This is a genomic window from Microbulbifer sp. VAAF005 (assembly GCF_030012985.1).
GTDB lineage: Bacteria > Pseudomonadota > Gammaproteobacteria > Pseudomonadales > Cellvibrionaceae > Microbulbifer.
This window is the reverse complement of record NZ_CP120233.1, coordinates 2,727,479-2,749,917: the sequence shown is the minus strand read 5'-3', so window position 1 is coordinate 2,749,917 and position 22,439 is coordinate 2,727,479. Positions and strand designations below refer to the sequence as shown.

The 22,439-nt window shown below is 50.7% G+C and carries 5 protein-coding genes and 1 tRNA gene; 4 read left to right on the top strand and 2 right to left on the bottom strand.

The genetic code is table 11. The features are described from left to right. Positions 1 to 45: 45 nt before the first annotated feature. Positions 46 to 14,433 (top strand): filamentous hemagglutinin N-terminal domain-containing protein, encoded by a 14,388-nt coding sequence (locus P0078_RS12155; protein WP_282930246.1) that lies wholly within the window; start codon positions 46 to 48, stop codon positions 14,431 to 14,433. Between the two features lie 163 nt (positions 14,434 to 14,596). Here the strand turns inward: P0078_RS12155 and P0078_RS12150 are convergent. Next, positions 14,597 to 14,683: transfer RNA gene (locus tag P0078_RS12150), tRNA-Leu, on the bottom strand. Between the two features lie 242 nt (positions 14,684 to 14,925). Between P0078_RS12150 and rnr the strand changes: the two genes are divergently transcribed. From rnr to P0078_RS12135, 3 genes are all read left to right on the top strand, one after another. Further along, the gene (rnr, locus tag P0078_RS12145) at positions 14,926 to 17,664 is read left to right on the top strand and encodes a ribonuclease R (protein WP_282930245.1); all 2,739 of its coding nucleotides are present in this window, start codon (positions 14,926 to 14,928) and stop codon (positions 17,662 to 17,664) included. Positions 17,665 to 17,676: 12 nt separating this feature from the next. Beyond that, positions 17,677 to 18,432 carry a 23S rRNA (guanosine(2251)-2'-O)-methyltransferase RlmB gene (gene rlmB, locus P0078_RS12140; protein WP_282930244.1) on the top strand — a complete coding sequence of 252 codons (756 nt, stop codon included), beginning with the start codon at positions 17,677 to 17,679 and terminating at the stop codon, positions 18,430 to 18,432. A 615-nt stretch (positions 18,433 to 19,047) separates the two neighbouring features. Beyond that, entirely contained in the window at positions 19,048 to 20,958 is a 1,911-nt protein-coding gene (locus P0078_RS12135) for an RCC1 domain-containing protein (RefSeq protein ID WP_282930243.1), read from the top strand. 453 nt (positions 20,959 to 21,411) lie between these two features. Here the strand turns inward: P0078_RS12135 and P0078_RS12130 are convergent, their stop codons facing one another. Further along, entirely contained in the window at positions 21,412 to 22,218 is an 807-nt protein-coding gene (locus P0078_RS12130; protein ID WP_282930242.1) for an isocitrate lyase/PEP mutase family protein, read from the bottom strand. Positions 22,219 to 22,439 lie beyond the last annotated feature (221 nt).

Here is a 22,439-nt window from a genome sequence, read left to right as displayed (position 1 = left end):
CTCGAAACTTAAAAGTAGCAAGGTTCCTCTTCGCAAGGTGCTGGTATGAAAGCCAAAGACAAAAAGCTTGAGTTAAGAAAATTAGCAAGTGCCATTAAGGTATCAAGTTTTGCCTATGCAGGCCTGTTTGCAGGGCTGATCAGTCCGATGGTTCATGCTGGACCTGAAGGCGGTGTGGTAACCGGCGGTAGCGGCACCATCGATGTCGATGGGGCCACAACAACGGTCGACCAGGTAACAGACCTGTTATCAATCGACTGGGATTCTTTTAATTTAAGTGAAGAGGAACTGGTTCAATTCCTGCAGCCGGACTCCTCCTCTATCGTACTGAACCGAATCCTGGATCAGGATGTCACCACGATCCAAGGTGCGATAGAAGCCAACGGCCACGTTATCCTGGTGAACCCGCGAGGAGTTCTCTTTACCGAAACAGCCACAGTTAATGTCGGTGCGATAACCGCGTCCGGGCTCGATATGAGCCCTGAAGACTTTATGAACGGCGATTTTGCCTTTAAAGGCGAGTCGGGTTCCTCAGGGGTTGTTATTAACCGGGGTGTAATTAATGCGTCCAGCGCAGTCCTGGTTGGTAAGCAGGTAACAAATGCCTCTAGCGGTTTAATCAGTGCAGAACTTGTTACCCTGGCAGCAGCTGATGAAGCTTTATTAACTTTTGATGCGGATGGCTTGATCGGCCTCAAAGTAACTAAAGAGGTTATGGAAAATGACCTCGGCCTCGATAGTGCCGTATTAAACGAAGGTTCCATTGACGGCGCCCAAGTTGTGATGGAAGCCAGTGTTTCCGGCGACCTGTTTACTGCCGCAGTAAACAATGAAGGCACAATAACCGCTCGTGGTATTGATACCAGCGGAGGCAAGATCCGCCTGTTTGGATCGGGTTCCGGGGTCGTCAATAGTGGAACTCTGGATGCATCCGGCAGCGCCGGTGGTGAGGTTGTCCTGGAGGGCGATTTTGCTGAGCACAGCGGAGATATTTCGGTAGCCGCTGACTCTGGCAGTGGCGGTTACGTTGCTGTTTTGGGTGATGAAGTTGTTGTCAGCGGGAATATTGATGCCCGTGGTACTTCCTCCGGTGGTGAAGTCCTTATTGGCGGCGACTACCAGGGGAATAATGAAGATGTTCGTAATGCCGAAACCACCATGGTCACGGCAGAAGCCAATATCGATGCCAGCGGTGTTGGCGATGCCGATGGTGGCACCGTTATTGTCTGGGCCGATGACACTACTGATTTTGGCGGTACGATTCTCGCCGAGTCAGGGGAAGACGGCGGTGATGGCGGCCTGGTAGAAACTTCCGGCAAGATTTACCTGAATCTGGATGAAGACAACATGTTTGTTTCCACCCTTGCTTATGGGGATGGGGAGACCGGCACCTGGTTGTTGGACCCGGGTTGGATGGATATCGTGGGTGACGGTGACTGTGGCGATGCGTCGAACTGTATTACCGCAGGATCAATTGAAGAAGGACTAGAGAATAATAATTATGTAATTAATGTCACTGATACAGGAGAGTCAAGAAATGATGGGGGCTACGGCATCCTAGTTAATGAAAGTATTAGCTGGAGCGAGGATACAACACTCACGCTAACTTCTTACAGTGATGTGACAGTCGATTCAAAAGCCACTATTAAGGCCACTGGTAGTAGTGACCTGATTATTCAGGCCGGCGGAGCTTTTACTAACTCAGGCACTATCGATGTTTATAATTTTGATTTAACCGTAGGTTATGACTCATATAGTGATACCGGATCTGATGCAACAGAAAATACGTTGGGCGACCTTACTGTAAGTAATGCCGGTACTATTACAGGCAGCAGTGATTCAGATAAATTCACATTGTCAGATGATAACGATGATATAACCATTACTGGTGACAACGCATTTTCCCTCGATACCATTTCCTTTTCTGGTATTGAAGAAGTTGATTTGGGTGGTGGTGATAACAATATCACAGCAATCAGCACTGCGACCCTGACCGACAATGACTATGAAGCCGAAACAAACTTAATTACGTTTAGTAATATTGACACTATGAGTGTTGATAGCCTCGAAGGCTCTGATTCAGCAGATAGCTTCGAGGTGACGGGTGATAACAGTCTAAGGGCCAAAGGCATCAGGTTTAGTGATGTGACCAAGGTTGATGCAGGGGATGGGGGAGCAGACGGTGACAGCGTTACCGCGATCAGCACCGTCACCCTGACCGGCACAGCCAATGAAGCCGAAACGAACTCAATTACGTTTAGTTATATTGAAAGCGTCACGGCGGATAGCCTCGAAGGCTCTGATTCAGCAGATAGCTTTGTCGTAACCGGTGATAACAGCTTAACTGCCAATAGCATCAACTTTAGCAGTGTGGACACGGTCGATGCGGGGGATGCGGGAACAGGCAGTGACAGCGTTACCGCGATCAGCACCGTCACCCTGACCGGCACAGCCAATGAAGCCGAAACGAACTCAATTACGTTTAGTTATATTGAAAGCGTCACGGCGGATAGCCTCGAAGGCTCTGATTCAGCAGATAGCTTTGTCGTGACCGGTGATAACAGCCTAACTGCTAATAGTATCAACTTTAGCAGTGTGGACACGGTTAATGCCGGGGATGCGGGAACAGGCAGTGACAGCGTTACCGCGATCAGCACCGTCACCCTGACCGGCAATGATAATGAAGCCGAAACGAACTCAATTACGTTTAGTTATATTGAAAGCGTCACGGCGGATAGCCTCGAAGGCTCTGATTCAGCAGATAGCTTTGTCGTGACCGGTGATAACAGCTTAACTGCTAATAGTATCAATTTTAGCAGTGTGGACACGGTTAATGCCGGGGATGAGGGAACAGGCAGTGACAGCGTTACCGCGATCAGCACCGTCACCCTGACCGGCAATGATAATGAAGCCGAAACGAACTCAATTACGTTTAGTTATATTGAAAGCGTCACGGCGGATAGCCTCGAAGGCTCTGATTCAGCAGATAGCTTCGTCGTGACCGGTGATAACAGCCTAACTGCTAATAGCATCAACTTTAGCAGTGTGGACACGGTTAATGCCGGGGATGAGGGAACAGGCAGTGACAGCGTTACCGCGATCAGCACCGTAACCCTGACCGGCACAGCCAATGAAGCCGAAACGAACTCAATTACGTTTAGTTATATTGAAAGCGTCACTGCGGATAGCCTTGAAGGCTCTGATTCAGCAGATAGCTTCGTCGTGACCGGTGATAACAGCCTAACTGCTAATAGCATCAACTTTAGCAGTGTGGACACGGTTAATGCCGGGGATGCGGGAACAGGCAGTGACAGCGTTACCGCGATCAGCACCGTCACCCTGACCGGCAATGATAATGAAGCCGAAACGAACTCAATTACGTTTAGTTATATTGAAAGCGTCACGGCGGATAGCCTCGAAGGCTCTGATTCAGCAGATAGCTTTGTCGTGACCGGTGATAACAGCTTAACTGCTAATAGTATCAACTTTAGCAGTGTGGACACGGTTAATGCCGGGGATGAGGGAACAGGCAGTGACAGCGTTACCGCGATCAGCACCGTAGCCCTGACCGGCACAGCCAATGAAGCCGAAACGAACTCAATTACGTTTAGTTATATTGAAAGCGTCACGGCGGATAGCCTTGAAGGCTCTGATTCAGCAGATAGCTTTGTCGTGACCGGTGATAACAGCCTAACTGCCAATAGCATCAACTTTAGCAGTGTGGACACGGTTAATGCCGGGAATGAGGGAACAGGCAGTGACAGCGTTACCGCGATCAGCACCGTCACCCTGACCGGCAATGATAATGAAGCCGAAACGAACTCAATTACGTTTAGTTATATTGAAAGCGTCACGGCGGATAGCCTCGAAGGCTCTGATTCAGCAGATAGCTTTGTCGTGACCGGTGATAACAGCCTAACTGCCAATAGCATCAACTTTAGCAGTGTGGACACGGTTAATGCCGGGGATGAGGGAACAGGCAGTGACAGCGTTACCGCGATCAGCACCGTCACCCTGACCGGCAATGATAATGAAGCCGAAACGAACTCAATTACGTTTAGTGATATTGAAAGCGTCACGGCGGATAGCCTCGAAGGCTCTGATTCAGCAGATAGCTTCGTCGTGACCGGTGATAACAGCCTAACTGCCAATAGCATCAACTTTAGCAGTGTGGACACGGTCGATGCGGGGGATGAGGGAACAGGCAGTGACAGTGTTACCGCGATCAGCACCGTATCCCTGACCGGCACAGCCAATGAAGCCGAAACGAACTTAATTACGTTTAGTGATATTGAAAGCGTCACTGCGGATAGCCTTGAAGGCTCTGATTCAGCAGATAGCTTCGTCGTAACCGGTGATAACAGCCTAACTGCCAATAGCATCAACTTTAGCAGTGTGGACACGGTCGATGCCGGGGATGAGGGAACCGGCAGTGACAGTGTTACCGCGATCAGCACCGTAACCCTGACCGGCACAGCCTATGAAGCCGAAACGAACTTAATTACGTTTAGTGATATTGAAAGCGTCACTGCGGATAGCCTCGAAGGCTCTGATTCAGCAGATAGCTTCGTCGTGACCGGTAATAACAGCCTAACTGCCAATAGCATCAACTTTAGCAGTGTGGACACGGTCGATGCGGGGGATGAGGGAACAGGCAGTGACAGTGTTACCGCGATCAGCACCGTATCCCTGACCGGCACAGCCAATGAAGCCGAAACGAACTTAATTACGTTTAGTGATATTGAAAGCGTCACTGCGGATAGCCTTGAAGGCTCTGATTCAGCAGATAGCTTCGTCGTAACCGGTGATAACAGCCTAACTGCCAATAGCATCAACTTTAGCAGTGTGGACACGGTCGATGCCGGGGATGAGGGAACCGGCAGTGACAGCGTTACCGCGATCAGCACCGTAAGCCTGACCGGCAATGATAATGAAGCAACCTCAAGCTCCATTACCTTTAGCGATATTGAAAGTATTACGGCTGCCGGCACCCTGGCCGGCTCTAGCAATAACGATACTTTTGTCGTAGTGAGCGCTACAGAAGTCACAGCCAATGAGATTACTGTGACAGGATTTGGCACTACTATTGATGCCGCAGACGGTGACGATAGTGTGACTGGTGCCAGTGGTGCAAACTGGGCCCTGACTACTGAAGATAACAAAGCAACCAATAGCAGTATTACTTTCAGCGGTGTGGAAAGCCTGGTTGCCGTGAGTGCCAACCTTGAGGGTAGCAGCAATGCGGATGCGTTTGTTCTGACCTCCGACGGCGATGTCGAAGTCAATGATATGACGGTTTACGACATGTCGGAGGTGGTTGGCAATGGTAGTGACAGCCTGGATGCCACGAACTTTACCGATGGCCTGACCCTCACCGACACGGATAAAAAAGTCAGCGCCGGCACCTTAGTGTTTTCCGGCATTTCAGATGCAGAGACCTTAGTGCTGACCGGTACCAGTGATGCGGATAGCTTCACCATCACCGGTGATAACGCCCTGGATGCTGCAAATATCAGCTTTACCAGCGTGACGACAGTTAAGGCTGGGGATGAGGGAACAGGCAGTGACAGTGTTACTGCGACCAGCACCGTAAGCCTGACCGGCAATGATAATGAAGCAACCTCAAGCTCCATTACCTTTAGCGATATTGAAAGTATTACGGCTGCCGGCACCCTGGCCGGCTCTAGCAATAACGATACTTTTGTCGTAGTGAGCGCTACAGAAGTCACAGCCAATGAGATTACTGTGACAGGATTTGGCACTACTATTGATGCCGCAGACGGTGACGATAGTGTGACTGGTGCCAGTGGTGCAAACTGGGCCCTGACTACTGAAGATAACAAAGCAACCAATAGCAGTATTACTTTCAGCGGTGTGGAAAGCCTGGTTGCCGTGAGTGCCAACCTTGAGGGTAGCAGCAATGCGGATGCGTTTGTTCTGACCTCCGACGGCGATGTCGAAGTCAATGATATGACGGTTTACGACATGTCAGAGGTGGTTGGCGACGGTAGTGACAGCCTGGATGCCACGAACTTTACCGATGGCCTGACCCTCACCGGTAGCACTAATGAAGTCAGCGCCGGCACCCTGGTATTTTCCGGCATTTCGGATGCAGAGACCTTAGCCCTGACCGGTACCAGTGATGCGGATAGCTTCACCATCACCGGTGATAACGCCTTGGATGCTGCAAATATCAGCTTTACCAGCGTGACGACGGTCGATGCCGGGGATGAGGGAACAGGCAGTGACAGTGTTACCGCGATCAGCACCGTATCCCTGACCGGCACAGCCAATGAAGCCGAAACGAACTTAATTACGTTTAGTGATATTGAAAGCGTCACTGCGGATAGCCTCGAAGGCTCTGATTCAGCAGATAGCTTTGTCGTAACCGGTGATAACAGCCTAACTGCCAATAGCATCAACTTTAGCAGTGTGGACACGGTCGATGCGGGGGATGAGGGAACAGGCAGTGACAGCGTTACCGCGATCAGCACCGTAACCCTGACCGGCACAGCCTATGAAGCCGAAACGAACTTAATTACGTTTAGTGATATTGAAAGCGTCACGGCGGATAGCCTCGAAGGCTCTGATTCAGCAGATAGCTTTGTCGTGACCGGTGATAACAGCCTAACTGCTAATAGTATCAACTTTAGCAGTGTGGACACGGTCGATGCCGGGGATGAGGGAACAGGCAGTGACAGCGTTACCGCGATCAGCACCGTAACCCTGACCGGCACAGCCAATGAAGCCGAAACGAACTCAATTACGTTTAGTGATATTGAAAGCGTCACGGCGGATAGCCTCGAAGGCTCTGATTCAGCAGATAGCTTTGTCGTGACCGGTGATAACAGCCTAACTGCCAATAGCATCAACTTTAGCAGTGTGGACACGGTTAATGCCGGGGATGAGGGAACAGGCAGTGACAGCGTTACCGCGATCAGCACCGTAACCCTGACCGGCACAGCCAATGAAGCCGAAACGAACTCAATTACGTTTAGTTATATTGAAAGCGTCACGGCGGATAGCCTCGAAGGCTCTGATTCGGCAGATAGCTTCGTCGTGACCGGTAATAACAGCCTAACTGCCAATAGCATCAACTTTAGCAGTGTGGACACGGTCGATGCGGGGGATGAGGGAACAGGCAGTGACAGTGTTACCGCGATCAACACCGTATCCCTGACCGGCACAGCCAATGAAGCCGAAACGAACTTAATTACGTTTAGTGATATTGAAAGCGTCACGGCGGATAGCCTCGAAGGCTCTGATTCAGCAGATAGCTTTGTCGTAACTGGTGATAACAGCCTAACTGCCAATAGCATTAACTTTAGCAGTGTGGACACGGTCGATGCGGGGGATGAGGGAACAGGCAGTGACAGCGTTACCGCGATCAGCACCGTATCCCTGACCGGCACAGCCAATGAAGCCGAAACGAACTTAATTACGTTTAGTGATATTGAAAGCGTCACTGCGGATAGCCTTGAAGGCTCTGATTCAGCAGATAGCTTCGTCGTAACCGGTGATAACAGCCTAACTGCCAATAGCATCAACTTTAGCAGTGTGGACACGGTCGATGCCGGGGATGAGGGAACAGGCAGTGACAGCGTTACCGCGATCAGCACCGTAACCCTGACCGGCACAGCCTATGAAGCCGAAACGAACTCAATTACGTTTAGTGATATTGAAAGCGTCACGGCGGATAGCCTCGAAGGCTCTGATTCAGCAGATAGCTTCGTCGTGACCGGTAATAACAGCCTAACTGCCAATAGCATCAACTTTAGCAGTGTGGACACGGTCGATGCCGGGGATGAGGGAACAGGCAGTGACAGCGTTACCGCGATCAGCACCGTAACCCTGACTGGTGATGACTATGAGGCGACTACAAACTCAATCACCTTCAGCGATATTGAGAGTGTCAGTGGCGGTGACCTGGAAGGTTCGGGGTTGAGCGATACCTTCGAGGTAACAGGCAATGAAGCCCTGAAGGCCAATCAGATTGCCTTCAGCAATATTGACAGCGTTAACGCCATGGCTGGCACAGACAGTGTCACCGGGGCTAGCGGTCAAAACTGGACCCTGGGAAGCGATGATTATGAGGCGACCAACTACGGTATCACCTTTACCGGCGTAGAAACCCTGGTTGCCGTCAATGCCAACCTTGTGAGTACCTCTAGTGCAGAAGCGTTTGTTCTGACCTCCGACGGCGATGTCGAAGTCAATGAGATGTCGGTTTCCGGTATGTTAGCGGTGGTTGGCAATGGTAGTGACAGCCTGGATGCCACGAACTTTACCGATGGCCTGACCCTCACCGACACGGATAAAAAAGTCAGCGCCGGCACCTTAGTGTTTTCCGGCATTTCAGATGCAGAGACCTTAGTGCTGACCGGTACCAGTGATGCGGATAGCTTCACCATCACCGGTGATAACGCCCTGGATGCTGCAAATATCAGCTTTACCAGCGTGACGACAGTTAAGGCTGGGGATGAGGGAACAGGCAGTGACAGTGTTACTGCGACCAGCACCGTAAGCCTGACCGGCAATGATAATGAAGCAACCTCAAGCTCCATTACCTTTAGCGATATTGAAAGTATTACGGCTGCCGGCACCCTGGCCGGCTCTAGCAATAACGATACTTTTGTCGTAGTGAGCGCTACAGAAGTCACAGCCAATGAGATTACTGTGACAGGATTTGGCACTACTATTGATGCCGCAGACGGTGACGATAGTGTGACTGGTGCCAGTGGTGCAAACTGGGCCCTGACTACTGAAGATAACAAAGCAACCAATAGCAGTATTACTTTCAGCGGTGTGGAAAGCCTGGTTGCCGTGAGTGCCAACCTTGAGGGTAGCAGCAATGCGGATGCGTTTGTTCTGACCTCCGACGGCGATGTCGAAGTCAATGATATGACGGTTTACGACATGTCAGAGGTGGTTGGCGACGGTAGTGACAGCCTGGATGCCACGAACTTTACCGATGGCCTGACCCTCACCGGTAGCACTAATGAAGTCAGCGCCGGCACCCTGGTATTTTCCGGCATTTCGGATGCAGAGACCTTAGCCCTGACCGGTACCAGTGATGCGGATAGCTTCACCATCACCGGTGATAACGCCTTGGATGCTGCAAATATCAGCTTTACCAGCGTGACGACGGTCGATGCCGGGGATGAGGGAACAGGCAGTGACAGTGTTACCGCGATCAGCACCGTATCCCTGACCGGCACAGCCAATGAAGCCGAAACGAACTTAATTACGTTTAGTGATATTGAAAGCGTCACTGCGGATAGCCTCGAAGGCTCTGATTCAGCAGATAGCTTTGTCGTAACCGGTGATAACAGCCTAACTGCCAATAGCATCAACTTTAGCAGTGTGGACACGGTCGATGCGGGGGATGAGGGAACAGGCAGTGACAGCGTTACCGCGATCAGCACCGTAACCCTGACCGGCACAGCCTATGAAGCCGAAACGAACTTAATTACGTTTAGTGATATTGAAAGCGTCACGGCGGATAGCCTCGAAGGCTCTGATTCAGCAGATAGCTTTGTCGTGACCGGTGATAACAGCCTAACTGCTAATAGTATCAACTTTAGCAGTGTGGACACGGTCGATGCCGGGGATGAGGGAACAGGCAGTGACAGCGTTACCGCGATCAGCACCGTAACCCTGACCGGCACAGCCAATGAAGCCGAAACGAACTCAATTACGTTTAGTGATATTGAAAGCGTCACGGCGGATAGCCTCGAAGGCTCTGATTCAGCAGATAGCTTTGTCGTGACCGGTGATAACAGCCTAACTGCCAATAGCATCAACTTTAGCAGTGTGGACACGGTTAATGCCGGGGATGAGGGAACAGGCAGTGACAGCGTTACCGCGATCAGCACCGTAACCCTGACCGGCACAGCCAATGAAGCCGAAACGAACTCAATTACGTTTAGTTATATTGAAAGCGTCACGGCGGATAGCCTCGAAGGCTCTGATTCGGCAGATAGCTTCGTCGTGACCGGTAATAACAGCCTAACTGCCAATAGCATCAACTTTAGCAGTGTGGACACGGTCGATGCGGGGGATGAGGGAACAGGCAGTGACAGTGTTACCGCGATCAACACCGTATCCCTGACCGGCACAGCCAATGAAGCCGAAACGAACTTAATTACGTTTAGTGATATTGAAAGCGTCACGGCGGATAGCCTCGAAGGCTCTGATTCAGCAGATAGCTTTGTCGTAACTGGTGATAACAGCCTAACTGCCAATAGCATTAACTTTAGCAGTGTGGACACGGTCGATGCGGGGGATGAGGGAACAGGCAGTGACAGTGTTACCGCGATCAGCACCGTATCCCTGACCGGCACAGCCAATGAAGCCGAAACGAACTTAATTACGTTTAGTGATATTGAAAGCGTCACTGCGGATAGCCTTGAAGGCTCTGATTCAGCAGATAGCTTCGTCGTAACCGGTGATAACAGCCTAACTGCCAATAGCATCAACTTTAGCAGTGTGGACACGGTCGATGCCGGGGATGAGGGAACCGGCAGTGACAGTGTTACCGCGATCAGCACCGTAACCCTGACCGGCACAGCCTATGAAGCCGAAACGAACTTAATTACGTTTAGTGATATTGAAAGCGTCACTGCGGATAGCCTCGAAGGCTCTGATTCAGCAGATAGCTTCGTCGTGACCGGTAATAACAGCCTAACTGCCAATAGCATCAACTTTAGCAGTGTGGACACGGTCGATGCGGGGGATGAGGGAACAGGCAGTGACAGTGTTACCGCGATCAGCACCGTATCCCTGACCGGCACAGCCAATGAAGCCGAAACGAACTTAATTACGTTTAGTGATATTGAAAGCGTCACTGCGGATAGCCTCGAAGGCTCTGATTCAGCAGATAGCTTCGTCGTGACCGGTGATAACAGCCTAACTGCCAATAGCATCAACTTTAGCAGTGTGGACACGGTCGATGCCGGGGATGAGGGAACCGGCAGTGACAGTGTTACCGCGATCAGCACCGTAACCCTGACCGGCACAGCCTATGAAGCCGAAACGAACTTAATTACGTTTAGTGATATTGAAAGCGTCACTGCGGATAGCCTCGAAGGCTCTGATTCAGCAGATAGCTTCGTCGTAACCGGTGATAACAGCCTAACTGCCAATAGCATCAACTTTAGCAGTGTGGACACGGTCGATGCGGGGGATGCGGGAACAGGCAGTGACAGTGTTACTGCGATCAGCACCGTAACCCTGACTGGTGATGACTATGAGGCGACTACAAGCTCAATCACCTTCAGCGATATTGAGAGTGTCAGTGGCGGTGACCTGGAAGGTTCGGCGGGGAACGATACCTTCGAGGTAACAGGCAATGAAGCCCTGAAGGCCAATCAGATAGCCTTCAGCGATATTGACAGCGTTAACGCCATGGATGGCACAGACAGTGTCACCGGGGCCAGCGGTCAAAACTGGGTCCTGGGAAGCGATACTAATGAGGCGACCAATCACGGTATCACCTTTACCGGCGTGGAAACCCTGGTTACCGTCAATGCCAACCTTGAGGGTTACAGCAACAGTACAGAAACGTTTCTCCTAACCTCTGGCGGCGATGTCGAAGTCAATGATATGACGGTCTCCGGCATGTCCGAGGTGGTTGGCAATGGTGATGACATCCTGGATGCCACGAACTTTACCGATGGCCTGACCCTCACCGACACGGATAAAAAAGTCAGCGCCGGCACCTTAGTGTTTTCCGGCATTTCAGATGCAGAGACCTTAGTGCTGACCGGTACCAGTGATGCGGATAGCTTCACCATCACCGGTGATAATGCCTTAGAGGTCGCCGGAATTAACTTTACCGAGGTGGATACCGTTGAGGCGGGCTCTGGCAGCGATAGTGTTATTGGCGCTAGCGGTGCTGATTGGACTCTGGAAGGGGATGATAATGAAGCCAGCAGCAGTGGCATTAGCTTCGCCGGTGTCGATAGCCTTGCTGTAACCGATGCCGATCTGTTGGGAAGCAGCAGTGCAGATGCCTTTACGCTGCAGTCGACTGGTGATATCGAAGTCTACAGCATGACCGTTTCCGGTATGTCTGCTGTCGATGGTCAGGGTGGTGATGACAGCCTGGACGCCAGCGCCTATAGCGATAGCTTGAGGCTTACCGGCACCGATAATCAGGTAACGGTGGCTGGCCTGACTTTTGATGGCATCGTCAGTGCCGTGACTTCAGCGCTGATAGGCACTACTGGCGCGGATAGCTTCACTATAGATGGTGATAATGCCGCGACCAGCTACGGTATCGCCTTTACCGGATTGAGTACCATTAACGCTCGAACGGGTGATGATACTGCTACTGGTGCAGACGGTGCAGATTGGAGCCTCACGGGAACTGATAACGAAGCCGTTAACAGCAGCATCACTTTTACCAACATCGATAATCTCACCGCCGTAAATGCAGATTTGGTTGCTACAACCAATGATGATGCATTTGTGCTCCAGTCTGATGCGGATGTAGAAGTTTACAGCATGACCGTATCCGGCATGTCTGCGGTGGATGGCAATGGCGGTGATGATAGCCTGGATGCCAGCGCCTACAGTGATGGCCTGTCATTAACGGGTACTGATAACCAGGTAGCTGCTGGCTCACTGTCCTTCTATAACATTTCCAGTGCGGTCACTTCCGTCCTGACAAACACCTACGATTCTGCTGAGTTCCAGTTGCAGGGGGATCAGGCACTGGAAACTGCGGGCATCAGTTTTACCGGCCTTGAAGAAGTAAATACGTCGGGTAGTAATGACACCCTGGTGGCCACTGACAGTGACGATGACTTTACCCTTAGCTCCGATGGCGATATCAGTGTTGCGGGCATCGACTTCAGTGGGCTGGAAACGGTAGATGGCGCAGGTGGTAGCGACACCGTTAGTGCGGATGGCGCTACCTGGACCTCCACGAGCTCCGGCAACTCACTTGTCGAAGGCAGTGTAGAGGCTGAAGTAAATGGCTTGACCGTCTATTTTGATAACCTCGAACTCGTAGAAGGGGCGGGAAGTTATATTGGCCAGGATATCGATGGTGAGTATGAGTTTAGCGCTCTGGATACCATGACGATTGGCGGAGTAACGTTTGCCGACCTGGATAGTGTTGCTGCAGGTTCCGGCACAGATACTGTTTATGGTGCAGATATTGATGCCGTCTGGGATATCAATGACTCTGAACACACAGTTTCCAGTGGTGGGGAATCACTCACGATTACCGGTATCGAGTCTATTACTGCCGGTTCAGGTGCTGACGAGTTTAATTTAAACGGTGGTGAACTCACCGGGATTGATACTGGTGCAGGCAGTGACACCGTCACCTTCTCCGGCACTGTGATTGACAGTATTTCCCTTGGTGCTGGCAATGACCTGCTGACGGTAGAAACTGATATTGGCCAGGATGTAGAGCTTGCTGGTGGTGGCGGATCTGATGATTTCCAATACAACCTGTCCGGTGCTACCTGGGAGATTTATAGCAGTGGCAACCAGGTAGGTAACTTTAGCTTCACAGGCTTCGAATATCTGGATAACACCTCTGACAGTATTACCGTCCTGACCGATCGTGCATTTGATTTTGAAGATGGCGGAAATAGATCCGAAAGCTTCAATAAAAACGGGGCCGGACTCCAGTTCAGCGATATGCGGTTGGGCTACGATGGTGAGGGCGATATTTATGTCACCAGCAGCTCAACAGACACAATCGGCGGTAGCTTGACCGCTGATCGTGCCGAACTGGTTGTTGGTGGCGATGTAGATATTGAGACGGATGTTAGTGTCCTGGGTGTTGCCACTTCGGGCGCGGATATCGATATCAGTGTGCTCGCTGCTGGAGATCTTGTGATTGACGAGATCGATGCAGGGCGGGGCACTGTCTCCCTGGCCAGCTCCAGCTTTGGCATCCTGACCGCTGAAACTTACGGAGATACCCATATCACTGCATCCGCTGTGACCCTGGGAACAGAAACTGAGCTGTGGACCATTATTGGTGAGGCGACTAACCCTCTCCGCATGGATGTCACCAATACACTGGATATCTATTCCGTCAGTTACTATGAGCCCGACTTTATTGGCCAGATCCCGACGGTTACCAGTACTGGTGACGAGCTGCAGTCAGTTGCTGGTGCCCAGGCATCCCAGGGCCTCAAATCAGCAGTTCAGAATGCGGTAGAGGATTTCAGCCATGTAGACCCCGCGATCTTTAGTGCTGTGAAGCCTTACAGTAGTGGTGTCGATGCAGTGAACTCCCCTGAGATGCGTCTCAAGTCTGGAGAGCTGAGTCCTGCCGTAGCTTCAGCTGCTGAGGAGGCGGAAACCACACCTAAGTTTGATGCTGAACTGGAGCTGGGTACCAGCGATGCACCCAGCGATATCGCTGTAGATCTTGGGGACTTTAATGGAGGCAGTGCAGGGCACTAAAGTAAACTCTCCTTTGCAAAAAGCCGGTCTTCAGGGCCGGCTTTTTTTGTGCCCGGAATTTTCCTGGCAGGGATTTGAGAAGGAGAGAGCTAAAAGTGAAGGCCGGAAAATTAATCGCCCAAACGAAAAAAGGCCGACTCTTGCGAGTCAGCCTTTTTGGAATTGGTGCCCAGGAGAGGACTTGAACCTCCACGACCGTAAGGTCACTAGCACCTGAAGCTAGCGCGTCTACCAATTCCGCCACCTGGGCAATTCAACGTGTGCTCCGTTGAGGACGCGAACTATAGAGATCTGCCCCCCTGTGTCAACGGCTGCGTTGCGCTTTTTTCAACATTTTTTTCTTGGGTCGGGAAAATCGGCGAAATCGCTTATAATGCGTGCAATAGCGGCGAATTATTGACCAGGAATCCACCATCGGCGCCGCCTTTCTTTATGGCCGGATAATCTCCGGAGGTTGCCAACCCTGGCAACTGCCCAACAACGGATGCTGTTTTGACTCAAAAAAATACCTCAGACCCCTTCAATATTGACCCTCATGCCCAGCGCGAGGCAGAGAAATATGAAAAGCCCGTGCCCAGTCGGGAGTACTTGTTACAAGTCCTTGAGAAGCAGGCGGAACCTGTGCCCTGGGAAGCGGTGGCCGATTTACTGGAAATAACCGATGAGGATCGCCGCGAAGGGGTGCGGCGCCGTTTGATCGCCATGTCCCGGGATGGGCAGATTGCCAGCAACCGTGCCGGTGATTTTGGTGTTCTGGATAAAATGAGCCTGATACGCGGCCGGGTTATGGGGCACCGGGACGGTTTTGGTTTTGTTATCCCCAGCGATGGCGGCACCGATCTTTTTTTATCCCACCGACAGATGCGCAAAGTCTTTGATGGTGACGAAGTATTAGTGCGGGAAACGCCCGGAGGTTTTCGCGGTAAACGCGAGGGCGCTGTTGTTCGGGTGATCAAGCACAATACCGAGCAGCTGGCTGGGCGTCTGTACCGGGAAAATGGTATTTGTTTTGTGCGCCCGGACAATCCCCGTATTAACCTGGATATTATGGTGGCCTCTGAGGATACCGCCGGAGCCGATCACGGCCAGTATGTCGTAGTAAAAATTGTTACCCAACCGGGCCGGGATAAAGTGCCGCAAGGTGAGGTTAGCGAAGTTCTCGGTGACCACCTTGCCCCGGGTATGGAGATTGACGTTGCGATTCGCAATTACGGAATTCCCCACACCTGGCCCAGTGCACTGACGGCCGAGGTCAATGAAATTGCCGATGAAGTGCTTGAGGACCACAAGAAATCCCGGGTGGATCTTCGCCAGTTACCATTGGTTACTATCGATGGTGAAGACGCGCGGGATTTTGATGATGCGGTCTACTGTGAACTTTTACCCGATGGCAATTGGAAATTGCTGGTGGCCATTGCCGACGTTTCCCACTATGTACGTCCGGGTAGTGCGCTGGATGAGGAAGCGCACGGCCGTGGAAACTCGGTTTATTTTCCGGATTTCGTTGTACCCATGCTGCCGGAGAAATTGTCCAACGGCCTTTGCTCCCTGAACCCCGATGTCGATCGGCTGTGTATGGTCTGCGAAATGCACATCACCCGAAGCGGTGAAATTCAGGATTACCGTTTCTTTGAGGCGGTTATGCGCAGCCACGCGCGCCTGACTTATACCCAGGTAGGGCAAATACTCGATGAGCGGGATAACCGCGACAGTGGTGCCCGCAAGCAATTTGCGACCCTCACCCCACACCTGGACAATCTCCACGACCTCTACCTGGCGTTGCGCCAAGCGCGGGAGCGCCGGGGTGCTATTGATTTTGAGACGACTGAGACCCGGATAATATTTGACGCCCAACGAAAAATTGAGCGGATTATTCCGGTGGTGCGCAACGATGCTCACAAGCTGATCGAAGAGTGTATGCTCGCGGCCAATGTCAGCGCGGCGAGTCTGATGGAGCTATCGGAACTGCCCGCACTCTACCGGGTACACGATGCGCCCAAAGAGGAAAAACTCAGTAATTTGCGCGAATACCTGGGTGAATTGGGATTGCGCCTTCCCGGTGGTGGTGAGCCCCAGCCCAAAGATTTCCAGGACCTGATGGAGCAGATTGAGGGCCGTGCAGATGCGCATATTATTCAGGTGATGCTGCTGCGTTCTATGAACCAGGCGGTTTACCAGCCGGAGAATCGCGGACACTTCGGTTTGGATTACCCGGCCTATGCCCATTTCACCTCCCCGATTCGCCGCTATCCGGATTTGCTCCTGCACCGGGCGCTGCGCTGGTTGATACGCAACGGCAGCGCCAACCCAGCTGCGGTAGTAAAAAAAGTTTACTCTGTGCCCGGCGCCAAACCGATTGCTCGAGAGCAGATTTTACCCTACGACATGCCGGCCATGTTGCAACTTGGGGAGCAGTGTTCGCTGACCGAGCGGCGCGCCGATGATGCGACCCGGGATGTGCTTAGCTGGCTAAAATGTGAATACCTGCAGGACCATGTGGGCGAAACCTATTCCGGTGTTATCAGTGCGGTAACCGGCTTTGGGTTATTTGTGGAGTTGGATGAACTCTACGTGGAGGGCCTGATTCATGTCACTGCCCTGCCCAAAGACTATTATCGTTTTGAGCAGGCGCACCAGCGTCTTATCGGGGAGCGCAGTGGCAAGCGTTACCATTTGGGTGATTCTGTCACCGTGCAGGTTGCACGGGTGGATCTCGAAGAGCGCAAGGTGGATTTCACCTTGAATGAACTGGTCCCACGCGCAAAGCGTGAGTCGAAGAAAAAGAAAGAGAGTACGCGGGTGAGTGCCCGCGCTATGGAAATGGCAGTAGAACATCAGTTGGAACGCGAGCGCCGGGGCCGCGATAAAAAAGAAAAACCCAGCAATACCAGTGCTAACCCCTGGGCCAAGCATACCGAAACCACAGCCAAGTCCTCGCCTTTCCGCAAGCGCAAGGTGGGATCAGATGAGGCTGTGCCAGTAGAGGCCAGTGTTGAAGCCCCTGTAGCAAAACCGGAAAAAGAGCCGCTCAATAGGCGAGGTGAAGGCGGGCAAAGCGAAGATGCCCAGCCCAAACGCAAGATTAAAAAGCGTACCCCGACACGCAAAGGCGGAAAGCGGCCTGCAGTGGCTGCCCGTAAAGCCGCGCAAAAGGCTGAAAACGCCAAAACCCGTTCGGGTAAGTTAAAAAAGAAGAAAAAGGTTTCTTCTAGCAGTAAAAAGAAAAAGTGATCGAGGAATAAATTGAGTCAGGAAGTTATCTATGGCCTGCACGCGGTGCAGGCCCTCCTAAAAGGTTCTCCGCAGAATGTATCGGAGCTTCTGCTACTGCGTGGACGCAAGGACCAGCGCCTGCAAAAAATAATTCAGCAGGCAGAAAAAAATGATATTGCCGTGCGCTTTATTGACCGGCGAGCGCTGGATGACAAAGTAGAGGATGGCGCTAATCACCAGGGTGTCGTTGCTATCTGTTCTGGCAAAACAAAGGTACACGATGAAAAATTCCTGTTCGACCTGCTGAAAAAACTGGATCAGCGGGGGGAAGCACCTTTCTTATTAGTGCTGGATGGAGTGACTGATCCCCACAACCTGGGTGCCTGCCTGCGCTCGGCAGAGGCTGCCGGAGTACATGCGGTGATTGCGCCGAAAGATAAATCCGCCGGGCTGACACCAACAGCCCGCAAGGTGGCCTGCGGCGCTGCCGAAGTATTACCCTTTGTTACCGTGACTAACCTGGCTCGCGCACTGCAGCAGCTGCAGCAGGCGGGAGTGTGGATATATGGTGCAGCCGGTGAGGCGACACAGGATGTATACCAAAGCCAATTAACCGGCCCCCTGGCGCTGGTTATGGGTGCCGAGGGCAGCGGCTTGCGGCGCTTAACCCGGGAACACTGCGATCACCTGATTAAAATTCCTATGGCGGGAGAGGTCAGCAGCTTGAATGTTTCTGTTGCCACGGGTGTTTGCCTGTTCGAGGCTGTGCGTCAGCGCAACGGCTAAGTAGCCTGTATGAGATGTGCGGACTGAGGAAAGTTTATGGGGCCTCTGAAAGCCAGAGGCCTTACCGAACTATTCAGAGACTCGTTTACAAAACTTATACCTTGACTTCATTAACGTAACCATAGGTTAGCGGCAGTTGCCGTGCTTTACGGATATACTTAGCGGTTTTAGATTCGCCATGGTTATATTTTTTGATAAATAATAATCGGCGGATTGCCAGTTTTATACAGCGATATTGTTTTCGTGAAATTCCTCTTGGGGAAGGCGGAGCTTAATTTTTAAATGCCCGTATTTAATTATCTCTAATTTACCGCAGCTTAAGCTTTCCAATAAAAATATAGATCTAAATGCAGGTTAAAAAATTGTTTTTTAATCGCAATAGTAAGTGGAAACCTCCAGGGTATTGGGGTTGAGTGCCTTAAGTGGTACTCCTGTATCTGTATATCTTGTTCGTATTTATTCAAATATAAAGGTAGGGCTTTATCCTTTAATGTTTTGATTTTTATGATGCTTATATAGTTGGAGTGAGTCGAAATATTTGCAATTCGAAAGCCATTTTAATTGCTATATGGCACTTGGCTTTTTATTATGACGGCTTTATTGGAGGGGGTTTATATGAATGGAATTAAAGGCCAATATCAGTCTTGGCATTTGCACATTTTGCACATTTTGCACATTTTGCACATTTTACGCCTGGGAATACTAACGCTCACGGTTGGTCTACTCAGTGCTTGTGGTGGTGGCGGAAGCAGTAGTGGCGGTAACGGCACCACAGAAACCGTTACATTGGAAAGTATTGGGCTGGAACAAGATAGCTCGAATGAATACCAGTATTTTTTAACGGCTTACTACAGTGATGACTCTTCCGTTGATGTTACGGGTGATGCGGATTGGTCCGTGAGTGACACTGACCTGGCAACGGTGGATGCCGGGCTGCTCACCCCGCTACATAGTGGGTCATTTACTCTGTATGCCTCCTATGAAGGGGTGGATACTGAGGTGGATGTTGAGTTGGCCCCTATCCTTGAAAGCGTACAGCTGGACAGGGATACCTCAAATTTTGATCAATATTATCTCACCGCTTACTATGACGATGACTCCTCAGAAGATGTTACAGAAGAAGCGGAGTGGTCGATAAGCGATACCAACTTGGCGACGGTAGAGGCTGGCCTTATCACCGCACTGGAGAGTGGCTCAGCTACCTTGACCGCCTCCTTTAGCGGTGAAACGGCGGATATGGAAATTGAACACCTTGTCTATGTGCGTGAAATTTTTTCGTCCCGGTATAAGTTTGCGGCATTAAAAAATAATGGCTCGGTTGTGTCATGGCCCGATGATGAAGATGATGATTATGTCAGCTTTAGTGAGGTTAGTGGCAACTTAACCGGAGATGTTATTGAGATTTTTTCTGCGAATTCTGCTTTCGCGGCATTAAAATCTGATGGTTCTGTTGTTACCTGGGGAGTTGCTGATTATGGTGGAGACAGCAGCTCTGTGAGTGCGGACCTAGCTGATAATGTTGTTAATATTTATTCATCAGAATATGCATTTGCAGCGCTGAAATCCGATGGTTCCGTAATAACCTGGGGAAGCGCAACTGTCGGTGGCGATAGCAGTGACGTTAGCACGGAAATCTCCAGTGATGTAGTGGCTATTGTCTCAAGCAAAGATGCTTTTGCTGCACTGAAATCTGATGGTTCTGTAGTGACCTGGGGAGACGAAGATGAAGGTGGTGATAGCACCGACGTTAGTGCAGAAATCTCCAGTGATGTAGTGACTGTCTTTCCGAATAGATATGCTTTTGCCGCACTTAAGTCAGATGGCTCTGTTGTAACCTGGGGGGACGAGGATCTCGGTGGTGATAGCAGTGCCGTTAGCGCGGAACTCTCCAGTGAAGTCGAAACTATCTTTGCATCGGAAGTTTCCTTTGCCGCACTTAAGTCAGATGGTTCGGTCGTTACCTGGGGTGCATCTGGCTATGGTGGCGATAGCAGTACTGTGAGCACAGAACTCTCCAGCGGTGTTGTTGATGTATTTGCAACTGCCGGAGCTATAGCAGCCCTTAAATCAGATGGCTCGGTGGTTACCTGGGGTGGTTCTGGCTATGGTGGCGATAGTAGTGAAGTGAGTGATCAGATTGCGAGCGATGTCGAAACTCTCTTTACTGCTAATTATGCTTATGCCGCTTTAAAATCAGATGGTTCGGTCGTTACCTGGGGTTCTTCTGACCGGGGTGGCGATAGCAGCGAGGTTAGTGCTGAGTTAACTGGAGATGTGGCAATGATTTATCCCTATAGTGGTGCGAGTAATGTGGGTTTTGCCGCGCTAAAAGCTGATGGATCGGTAATTAGTTGGGGGCTCAGTGACTATACTGATACTAGCAGTGTCAGTGATCAATTAGAGAGTGGGGTGTTGGAGGTTTTTACCAATTATTCATCCTTTGCAGCAATAAAAGATGACAAGTCTGTGGTGACTTGGGGCGATGAAACAGGGGCTGGCGACAGCAGTGAGATTGATTTCTATTAAATAGAAATTATATTGCTGGAATTGGGAGCGGTTTACTGACTTCTGATGGTAATGCTGCCGGTTGATCTGGTGGATATTACAGACTGGTATGCCTTAAGCCGACAATCAGGTAGCTATTGATTGTCGGCTTGCCAAGATAAATATATTAGCTGTCTAGCATCCATCTGCTTTGCTAAATATACCTCGTACAAATAATATTTTATTTGCAGCTCAAAAGATTACTTCATATTTTTAGTGGGGTATCCCGGTAATAGCTATTTGCGTGACAGCAGTTTTCTGATGGATCTTTTATTGGGATTTCTGTTCCAGTCCGCTATTAGAATCATATACCCCCAATATTTTCTTCTGACCCTTTCTTATTTTATCTTTTTGTTTTGTGCAGAAGGTTAGCTAAAGAATCCCCGTAAATAGCTAAAAGCCATAAACTGATATACCCTGGCTATAAGCTTCTCTCTAAATACTCTCAACAAATGCAGAATTCAATGTACCGTAGTCCAGCGCATTGCCAAACAAACCGTTATCACTTTTAACCACTGTCAGCGGCTTTAATGATTCGCTTAAGTGCCCGTAGACAGACTGGAATAAAGCCGGTCCGGTACTAAAACGTTTTATACCTGCGGCAGAAAAATCCGATAGAGGGGCCATATCCGGAAGCAGCATAATATTGATTGGCAGGTCGATACCCGCTGCCAAACTCCTTGCCTCCTCAATGGAAGAGAGCCCAGGCACAAAGCCGCAGTCAGCACCGGCACTCTGATAAAGCTCTAACCTCTCTGCACACATATTTACCGCTTTATCACCGCTGGCGAGTGCATTGAGATAAACATCGGTACGGGCATTAATAAAAAGCGGGCGGCCGTTAAGCGCTTGGCGAATAGCGCTGATTTTTTCGCCAAGAGATTCGGGGGTGTCATTACCATCTTCAATATTGATGCCTGCAACGCCCAGCGCAACCATGTTACAGGCCAGCTCAGCTACCTGTTTGGGATTTTGGGAATATCCACCTTCAATATCCACACTCAGAGGTAAAGAGGTTACCCGGGCAATTCGTGCGATAGCGCTTAAGTGTTCCTCAACTGGCAGGGTACCGCCGTCGGCATAACCCAGCGACCAGGCGACGGCGGCACTGCTGGTGCCCACTGCTTGGACGCCTGTGTTTTGGCAGATTAAAGCGCTGGCAGCATCCCACGCATTTGGCAGGATCAATGGGGAGTCAGTTTGGTGCAACTTGATGAAGGTATTGAATGGGCTGTTGTTCATGGGGATAACCTACTTGAGCGATGTTGTTTGAGTAGTGAATTTACCGCTCAAGAGATTGGTTCACTGGCCACAATCGGAACTGAACCGTGAAAACTGGAAGGGCAATTAAGGTTGTTGGTTGCGATGTGGGAGAGGGGGAGCAGACAAGTGTTATTAATGCATGGCCGAGAAAGCTGTGAATTACTTTCTTAGCCATGTAGGAAAGAGACAGAAAAAGGAAA